The 9244-nt window shown below is 45.7% G+C and carries 6 protein-coding genes; 4 read left to right on the top strand and 2 right to left on the bottom strand.

Translation table 11 applies throughout. From position 1 onward, the window contains the following. The first annotated feature begins 210 nt into the window (after positions 1 to 210). The 3 genes from B3V51_RS00915 to B3V51_RS00905 all read left to right on the top strand — a co-directional run bounded on the left by B3V51_RS00915 (position 211) and on the right by B3V51_RS00905 (position 4622). A complete protein-coding gene (locus tag B3V51_RS00915; protein WP_071003425.1) occupies positions 211 to 1344 on the top strand; it encodes an extracellular solute-binding protein in 1134 nt (377 codons plus the stop codon). 161 nt (positions 1345 to 1505) lie between these two features. After that, on the top strand, positions 1506 to 3182 hold the full coding sequence (locus tag B3V51_RS00910; RefSeq protein WP_286707810.1) for an ABC transporter permease: 1677 nt from the start codon (positions 1506 to 1508) through the stop codon (positions 3180 to 3182). Positions 3183 to 3296: 114 nt separating this feature from the next. Then, positions 3297 to 4622, top strand: a complete 1326-nt coding sequence (locus tag B3V51_RS00905; protein ID WP_071003793.1) for an ABC transporter ATP-binding protein — start codon at positions 3297 to 3299, stop codon at positions 4620 to 4622. Positions 4623 to 4655: 33 nt separating this feature from the next. Here B3V51_RS00905 and B3V51_RS00900 read toward each other — a convergent pair whose 3' ends face one another. Together B3V51_RS00900 and B3V51_RS00895 are read right to left on the bottom strand one after the other, a co-directional pair. After that, positions 4656 to 5507, bottom strand: a complete 852-nt coding sequence (locus B3V51_RS00900) for a methyltransferase domain-containing protein (RefSeq protein WP_071003429.1) — start codon at positions 5505 to 5507, stop codon at positions 4656 to 4658. Between the two features lie 56 nt (positions 5508 to 5563). Further along, positions 5564 to 5845 carry a hypothetical protein gene (locus B3V51_RS00895; RefSeq protein WP_058025545.1) on the bottom strand — a complete coding sequence of 94 codons (282 nt, stop codon included), beginning with the start codon at positions 5843 to 5845 and terminating at the stop codon, positions 5564 to 5566. A gap of 572 nt (positions 5846 to 6417) precedes the next feature. Here B3V51_RS00895 and gyrA point away from each other — a divergent pair. Next, positions 6418 to 9159: a DNA gyrase subunit A gene (gyrA, locus tag B3V51_RS00890; RefSeq protein ID WP_212563737.1), complete on the top strand. Its 2742-nt coding sequence runs from the start codon at positions 6418 to 6420 to the stop codon at positions 9157 to 9159. Positions 9160 to 9244: the final 85 nt, after the last annotated feature.

Below are 9244 nucleotides of genomic sequence, written 5' to 3'. Positions count from 1 at the left end.
GTCAGTGCCATGGTCGAATGTTCAACACGCCCTAATAAGCCAAATAATTTCAGCATCTTGGGTTAGATAAATGTATTGATAGTTAATCTCATTTCTATTAGTATGTTGTTTCCATGATTATGGTCCAACGAATCCCAACAAATAGGGGCTTTGACCATTTTATCTCACTATTTGCCGTCTCTTTTTTATCGCATTACTATGGGGAAAACCATGCCACTGAACACCATCCGCACTAATCTATTCACCACCAAGCCTGTATTGTCTGCTGCCATATTTGGCCTGATGTTGGGAATGGTTGGCTGTAGCAATTCTTCTACAACCGAAGACAGCGTGGAGACAGAGACAACAGAGGCTGGTACTGAAACTGAACAGCAAGCAGCTAATGATGACGGTGCGACCAGTGCAGATGGTCAAACAATTACTATTTATTCTTCACGTAATGAGCAGCTGATTAAACCATTGCTAGATCGCTATACTGAACAGACTGGTGTCAAGATTGAACTTGTCACAGACAAAACTGGCCCACTGATGGCGCGCTTGCAAGCGGAAGGTCAAAACACTCCAGCTGACATGCTACTGACGGTGGACGCGGGTAACTTATGGCAAGCGGCTCAGCAAGGGTTGCTACAGCCAGTAGCGTCGTCTGTGCTAGAGGCCAATGTCCCTGCAAAGTATCGCGATCCAAAAGGTCAGTGGACAGGTCTATCACTGCGCGCGCGTACGATTTTTTATGACCCAAGCAAAGTTAGCGCCGATCAATTATCGACTTATGCAGATTTGGCGGATCCAAAATGGAAAGGCAAACTATGCTTGCGTACTTCTAAAAAGGTATACAACCAGTCACTTGTGGCCAGCATGATAGAGCATTTGGGTGAAGAAAAAACAGAAGCTGTCATCCGTGGTTGGGTTGATAATCTTGCCACTGACGTGTTCAGTGATGATACCGCCATGCTAGAGGCGATTGCTGCTGGTCAGTGTGAAGTTGGTATCGCCAACAGTTACTACTATGGCCGCCTATTAGACGAAAAACCAAACTTCCCTGTGAAAATATTCTGGGCAAACCAAGGCACCACTGGTACACATGTAAACGTTTCAGGCGCGGGCGTGGTTACAGGGTCAGATAATCCAGACGGTACGCTTAAACTGATTGAGTGGTTGTCATCTGATGAGGCGCAAGGCCTTTACGCCAGCTCAGACAAAGAATTCCCAGTCAAAGAAGGGGTGGATGAGTCAGAAATGCTCAGATCTTGGGGCGAGTTCAAAAAAGACGATATCAACGTACAGAAATTTGGTGAGCTACAAACTCAAGCCATTCAAATGATGGACAAAGCGGGTTATAAATAAAAGACTGCCAGTCATCGTGATACCAAGCTCAACATCATCTTTTTTAAAGACAATTTGCTAAAATCTGATGATGAAATGTTTAGTCATGAAACAATGAACGTTTTGAGTTTGGTAGGCGCTTAAAAAGTCTCGATGAGTGAGTATGACACGGTAATGATACTATGATCACAACGCCAGATGCGTCTGTTAGCGAGCAAGATCCAATCAGTAGCAGAGCTGATGACAATCAGACGGTCAGTCAAGACCATGCCCTTCGTAAACGTATTATCTCGAAATCAGTCTTAGGGCTGATTTCGTTGTTTATGCTGGTGCCGATTTTGATCGTGTTGTTGTCGTGGACGCAACCAGTCGCAGACATTTGGACGCATATGGCAGAGTATGTCCTGCCGCAAGTGCTCAAAAATACGGCGATTCTACTGTTTATGGTGACGGTTATATCGGGCACTATCGGTACCGTTCTCGCTTGGGTAACCAGCATGTACCGCTTCCCTGGTCAGCGGTTTTTTTCGTGGGCGCTCATGTTGCCGCTTGCCATACCGGCTTACGTATTGGCGTTTGTCACCATTGGTATTGTGGATTTTAGTGGGCCGTTACAGACAGGACTGCGCGATTTTGGTATCACGACAGCGATTCCCTCAATACGCAATGTATGGGGCGCTGGCTTAATTTTATCGTTGGCATTTTATCCCTATGTGTATTTGCTGGCGCGTCAGGCGTTTTTGTCACAAGGTCGACGGGCTATTGAAGCAGGGCAGATGCTAGGTTTGAGCCGTAGCCGCGTGTTTTTTCGGTTGGCATTACCGCAAGCACTGCCTTGGATTATCGGTGGCTTATTGCTGGCAAGTATGGAGACATTGGCAGATTTTGGCGCGGTTTCGGTATTCAATGTCGATACGTTTACCACCGCTATTTATAAGGCGTGGTTTGGCTTTTTTAGTTTGACCACAGCGGCTCAGTTAGCAGCCTTGCTCATCGGTGTGATCTTTATCGTAGTACTGTTTGAGCAGTATTGGCAGGCCAAGCGCGGCAACTCGATTACGCAAGGCAGCAACCAGCGTTTCGACGCCAGTACTCCTGCCAAAATAGGGATGAGCTTGCTATGTACGTTTGTATTTTTGCTGGCTTTTCTAATACCGTTCTTGCAGCTGATTTATTGGACTGCACTGAATTTTCGCCAAGATTTTGATGCGCGCTATATTGATTTTGTGACTAACAGCCTCATGATTGCTAGTATGACCACAGTTTTTATTGCCTTTTTGGCAGTGATTATTGCGTGGATCAAGCGGCAATATCCTGATAAATCGACTAAACTGATGACCACGCTCGCTAATTTAGGCTACGTCGTGCCAGGTACAGTATTGGCAGTGGGTATTTTTATTCCTATTGCGTGGCTAGACAATCAAATGATTGCTTTTGGTATCACCTCGCAGCAGGTGCTCTCAGGCAGTGTGATCGTTATGCTATTGGCATTGTCGACGCGTTTTATGACGGTGAGTTTTCAGCCAGTGGATCGGCAGTTACAACGATTGACCGTCAATCAAGAGGCCGCAGCGAAACTGCTTAGTGACAGTGCGTACCAGCGTTGGCGTCATGTGATGCTACCTGTGCTTAGCCCTGGGGTACTAACGGCATTGTTAATGGGATTTGTCGAAGTGATGAAAGAGATGCCGATCACATTGATGACACGCAGGCAGGGCTGGGATACACTGGCGGTGCGCGTGTTTGAGATGACAAGCGAAGGCATGTGGGGGCGGGCAGCATTACCAAGTTTATTGATTGTACTGGTCGGATTGCTTCCTGTTTGGATACTATTGCGTCAAAGTGACAAACACAGCTAACCGCCATTGCTGCTTATAAATGTGTCATGTTTAATGGTGCTTGATCCAACTTATATTATCATTTTTACTGCTTTATCCAACATTGTATTTACTAATAGCGAACTGGGATTGTCTATGTACACTGATTCAATGAACGACTCGTCAGACGCTCAGTCAGTAAAGACTGGAGCACGTAGTACTCCTGTCAAAAAATCACCAGTCGTGCAAACTCGGACAACCCAGTCTCAATGTAGCAAGCCTGTAGAACAAGCCGATACTGCGCGCCAAGATACTGAGAGCACTATCGCGACCAATCCATATTTTAGTGTACAAAACCTAATTGTCGGCTATGACGATACTATTGTAGTTAATGGCATGTCGTTGATGCTTGAGCAAGGAGAGATTGGTTGCTTCTTGGGCTATAGTGGCTGCGGCAAGACCACGGCATTGCGAGCGATTGCAGGACTGGAGCAAAGCCGCGGCGGTACTATCCATTTAAACAATCAACGTCTAACGGAAAAAACAGCTCGGGACTCTTTTGCCGTGGCACCAGCCAAGCGCGGCATGGGGATGGTGTTTCAAGATTATGCGCTTTTTGGTCATTTGAGCGTGGCAAAAAACATTGCCTTTGGCCTCAATAAATGGTCAGCGGCTGACAAAAAAGCTCGTGTGGCTGAGATGCTAAGCCTGGTCGAACTGACGGAGCATGCGGATAAACGTCCAAATGAGCTGTCCGGTGGTCAGCAGCAGCGTGTGGCACTTGCAAGGGCGCTTGCACCGAAGCCTAAATTACTACTACTTGATGAGCCATTTTCTAATCTGGACGTGGTATTACGTGAATCCTTGGCAATGAATGTCCGTGACATTCTCAAACGTACCAATACTACGGCAATCTTGGTCACTCATGACCAAAACGAAGCGTTTGCGTTAGCAGATAAAGTCGGGGTAATGGATAAGGGCAGATTGGTACAGTGGGCAACACCAAGCGAGCTGTATCATGAGCCTGTCAGTCCTTTTGTCGCTGAGTTCGTCGGCGAAGGCGCGATGATAGACGGTATCATCAAAGAAGGTCGTGTAGAGACGGCGCTTGGCAATATCTATCGCCGCATGGAAGTCTATGATCAATCAGGACAACCACAGTACTGCGAATATGATTATCCAAATGGTACCCCAATCAAGGTACTCGTGCGCCCTGATGACATCATTCATGATGATGATAGTACGCAGACAGCCTTGGTGATTGGGCGAGTGTTCCGCGGTGCCAACTATTTGTACCGTCTACAGTTAGATGACGGACAGTCCATATTATCACTGGTTGCTAGCCATCATAATCATGAAATTGGTTCACATATTGGTATCTTGCCGTTATTGGAGCATGTGGTCGTGTTTGACGAAAAAGAGGTCAATGCCACCACTTGGTCAGAATATGACAGATCATCGAGAGTTGATGAAGACGTTTAGCAGCCTTCACAGCTTTTGAGCGGTTGTCTAAGTTTACCGTTTAGCCAGAATATGCAAATACCGTCCAAGCCATTTGTATGGCTCTAATTGTGAGTAGCGCAGCTCCATCCTTATCACCGCCTCTGGATCGTTATGCCCGCCACGCTTGAGCGGTGCATAGTCATGAAATACCCGTAGACCACTGCTACGTACCGTCTGATAGTCATGCGCCTTCAACCAAGACTCCACTTCTTCTTTAGCAACGGGATGATTGGGTGTGAGGCTTTTCTTATTGTCCGCCTTATAGTCCGTATTATCGAGTAAATTAAAATTTCCCATGATGAGGTTGCGATAATCAAAGCTTGCAGGGTTATAAAAGCACAAAGATAGCGCGCCATCATCGGTTAGATATTGATCAAAGAAGTCCATGACGGCAGCAGGCTCTGCCAACCATTCAAGTAGCGCGTGCGATAGGATCAAATCAAACTTATCGTTTTCTTCTTTACCTAGCGTTTCTTCAAGTGTTTGGTATGGACAGACGTACCATGTGATATCCAGCGCTTGATCGATTTGTTCAGCGTTTGCTTTTGCCTTCTCAAGCATATTTGCTGAGATATCGTTGATGACGACGCTATGACCTTGAGTAGCAAGCTCTATGGCAATTTGTGCAAGCCCTGCACCCACATCTAAGATACGCAGCGGTCGTCCAAGCGCTTCACTCATTTGTGTACTATATTCAACAATATCACGGCGTAATACCGCCAATCGGATTTCACCTTTTAAACCGCCATAGACCTTTTTTTCAAAATGATCGGCAATGGTATCGAAGCTACGATCTGCTCGTGTGTCTTCTGGTGCGGTGGCTTGGTTTAGGCCAAGTTGGTTGTTTTGATGTTCAGTGGTCATAAGGCGTTCAGATCAATAGCGGAGAGGTTGAGAGCAACAAAAATATTCAGTATAGCTTAGCGTTTCAAACGTCTATTAATGACCCATTTAAAGACGATCTTGGCTAAAACAATAATGACAAATACGACGATAACAAATACCCACATACCGTTGCCTTGTAGGTTTTCTTGATAGGCTTTTGCTAAATATGCTGACAAAGCCATGGCGACTAAAAGTGCTCCCCAACGGACATAGGGTACAGCGCGATTGTTATGGTTAGGAAAACTAGCAACATAATCGCTCGAAAAGCTATATAGCACCATTGCTAAAATCCAAACAATCGCAAGAATGATATCCATAATAAAAGTAGCCTGTTAGGTCGTTATTCGAGTTCTATAAAAGATGAGTTAGTGTAACGCTTAGGATTTTTTTGTCCAGCGTCACTAAAAAAATAGCCTCATTGACCTAATTTAAATCATCATATACTTATGAAACCCATTAGCTCATGTTAGAACAATTGGTAGGCTCTGTTCAGCTAAGATGGACGGAGTATCTCTTTGCTCAGCAGGTTGTAAGTTCGTCTGTAAAAATGGCAAAATCAGCCAATCAAAAAAAACCTGTCATTAGAATTATTTTAGAGTGTATGGGTAATTCAAAATATCACTGCAAATGAACCGCCTAGCTTGATTTTAATGGTGGTCAGAACCCCCTAAATCAGCAAATTTGTGCTAAAATAGCTTCTTTTATTAAACATTGTTTTTAACAAAAACCGTATCACTATTTTCCTATTGTTTTGCATGTGTAGCAGTGTTTTTTTATGGTATGTATTTTGATCATGACTGCCCATTTATGTGGCAGTATTTTTATATGATCTGTGGGTGCCATAAGCGATGTGTCAACGTTAGAAAAAAATGTGAGTGAAGGAGTGTATATGAGCGAATCGGTCAGTCCTATTGGCATCGTAGATGAACTAAAGCAATCCTATCTGGATTATGCGATGAGCGTGATCGTCTCGCGTGCGCTGCCTGATGTGCGTGATGGGTTCAAACCTGTACACCGCCGTGTGATGTATGCCATGCACGTGTTATCAAACGACTATAATAAGCCGTACAAAAAGTCTGCCCGTGTGGTTGGTGATGTGATCGGTAAGTACCATCCACATGGCGATAGTGCTGTCTATGATGCCATCGTCCGTATGGCGCAGGATTTTAGCTTGCGCTACCCAATGGTTGATGGTCAAGGTAACTTTGGTTCGATCGATGATGATCCTCCGGCAGCGATGCGTTATACCGAAGTACGTATGACCAAGCTGACTCATCAGATGCTGGCAGATTTGGACAAAGATACGGTCGATTGGGAAGACAACTACGACGGCTCTGAGCGCATGCCAAGCGTGATGCCAGCGCGTATCCCTAACCTATTGGTCAATGGCGCGACAGGTATTGCTGTTGGTATGGCGACCAATATGGCACCGCATAACTTGACCGAAGTGATCAATGCTTGTTTGGCGTATGCCGAAAACCCACAAGTTTCAGCCGAAGAGCTGATGTCACATATTTCAGGTCCTGATTTCCCTACAGGCGGTATTATCTATGGCCGTGCAGGTATCTTAGATGCTTACCGCACGGGTAAAGGCCGTTTGCATATTCGTGGTCGTTATCATATTGAGCCGATGAGCAATACTGGCGTCAACCGCGATCGTGAGCGCATCGTATTTACCGAAATCCCTTATCAGGCGAATAAAGCCAAATTGATTGAGCGTATCGCAGAGCTTGTTCGTGATAAAAAAATCGAGGGCATCAGTGAGATTCGTGATGAGTCTGACAAAGACGGTATGCGTATCGCTATTGACTTGCGTCGCGGCGAGACTGCCGAAGTTATTGTCAATAACTTGTTCTTGCAGACGCCGCTTGAGTCTAGCTTTAGCATCAATATGGTCGCGCTAGACAATGGTCAGCCAAAGCTATTGACCTTGCGTCAGCTTATCGCTGCATTTGTCCGTCATCGTCAAGAAGTGGTGACGCGCCGTACGATTTATGAATTGAACAAAGCCCGCGTTCGTGGTCATTTGCTAGAAGGTTTAACGGTTGCATTAGCCAACATCGATGAGATTATTGCGACGATTAAAGCGTCTGCAAACCGTGGACTCGCACGCGAAAGCTTGTTGAATAATACATGGGGTTCAGGTAGTGTCGTTGCGATGCTCACGGCTGCTGGCAGTCAATCAGTACGTCCTGAGTTTATCGAAGGCGAAGATCCTAAAGCGCCGTTTGGTCTGATCGAAGGCGAAGAGCGTTATCGCTTGTCACTTGAGCAGGTCAATGCGATTTTAGACATGCAATTACATCGTTTGACGGGTCTTGAGCAAGATAAATTGACCGAAGAATACCAAGACTTACTACGCGAAATCACTCATTTAGAGTCTATTCTGGGTGATTTTGATAAGCTTATGAGCATTATCTCTAATGAGATGATTGAGATTCGTGATAACTTTGGTGATGAGCGTCGCACCGACATCATCGATTCACGTATGGATTTCAGCCGTGAAGACCTGATTCCTGAGCAAACCGTTGTGATGACGGTGTCGCGTACTGGCTATGCCAAGACTCAGCCAATTGATGACTACGTCGCACAAAAACGTGGCGGCAAAGGTAAGTCTGCAACGGCAATGAAAGAAGATGATGTGATTGATCATCTGGTCGTGACCTCAACGCACTCTACGGTATTGTGCTTCACTGACAGTGGCCGCGTCTTTAGCTTACGTGGGTTTGAAGTGCCGATTGCCAGCCGCGGTGCTCGTGGTCGTCCGTTGGTCAATCTAATTGGTTTAAATAGCGACGAAACCGTTACGACGATATTGCCGATTCCGCAAATGTCTGAGGAAGTTAGCGGCCGCTTTGTCTTCTTTGCAACCGCCAATGGCACAGTCAAACGTGTTGAGCTTGAACAGTTCGCCAACATTCGCTCAAACGGCCTAATTGCAGTGGGTTTAGAAGAGGGTGACAAATTGGTCAGCGCTCGTATTACCAACGGCAATCAAGAAGTGATGCTATTTGCCTCTAGTGGTAAAGCGATTCGTTTTGATGAGAATGATGCTCGTGCGATGGGCCGTACAGCGAAAGGCGTCCGCGGTATGCGTTTGGCTACTGATGAATTTATCAAATCATTGGTCGTGATCGAAGATGATGTACATGAAATCCTAATTGCTTGTGAAAACGGTTTTGGTAAGCGTACCCTTATCGAAGAGTTTAATACGCAAAACCGTGGCGGTGGTGGTGTCATCGCCATTAAGACCAGTGAGCGTAATGGCGCATTGGTGCGAGCGACTAAGGTTGACGCTACCGATGATATTATTTTAATCTCTGACAAAGGAACGCTAGTACGTACGCCAGTTGAGCATGTCGCGAGCTCTGGTCGTAACACCCAAGGTGTCACGCTCATTCGTCTGCCAAAAGATGAAAAATTGGTCGCTATGGCGCGTGTTGAGCACGAAGAGGGTGATGATGAATTAGTCGATGCGATGAAAGAAGATGGCACGTTTGAGGTGGAAGGTCAGGAGCAGATAGATATCGATACCGCAACTGACAATACTGCTTTGAGCGATGCCAACGACGCTATCGATATTGCCAACGATTACACATTGGATAATGATGCAGTAGACGATGACGAGTAATAGTCTTGGTAGTTAGCTTTTCAGTCTAGTTTCTGATCATTGTCCTAGAAAAAAGCCTCTGACGTTGTCGTCGGAGGCTTTTATT

This window comes from Psychrobacter sp. UBA2514 (genome assembly GCF_002341255.1).
GTDB lineage: Bacteria > Pseudomonadota > Gammaproteobacteria > Pseudomonadales > Moraxellaceae > Psychrobacter > Psychrobacter pacificensis.
The sequence above is the reverse complement of the archived record's forward strand: the minus strand, read 5'-3'. Positions and strand labels throughout refer to the sequence as shown.

What these genes read in the sequence shown, in the direction of transcription:
- B3V51_RS00915 (WP_071003425.1), top strand. Translation starts at nt 211, where the DNA reads ATGCCACTGAACACCATCCGCACTAATCTATTCACCACCAAGCCTGTA.
- B3V51_RS00910 (WP_286707810.1), top strand. Translation starts at nt 1,506, where the DNA reads ATGATCACAACGCCAGATGCGTCTGTTAGCGAGCAAGATCCAATCAGT.
- B3V51_RS00905 (WP_071003793.1), top strand. Translation starts at nt 3,297, where the DNA reads ATGTACACTGATTCAATGAACGACTCGTCAGACGCTCAGTCAGTAAAG.
- B3V51_RS00900 (WP_071003429.1), bottom strand. Translation starts at nt 5,507, where the DNA reads ATGACCACTGAACATCAAAACAACCAACTTGGCCTAAACCAAGCCACC.
- B3V51_RS00895 (WP_058025545.1), bottom strand. Translation starts at nt 5,845, where the DNA reads ATGGATATCATTCTTGCGATTGTTTGGATTTTAGCAATGGTGCTATAT.
- gyrA (WP_212563737.1), top strand. Translation starts at nt 6,418, where the DNA reads ATGAGCGAATCGGTCAGTCCTATTGGCATCGTAGATGAACTAAAGCAA.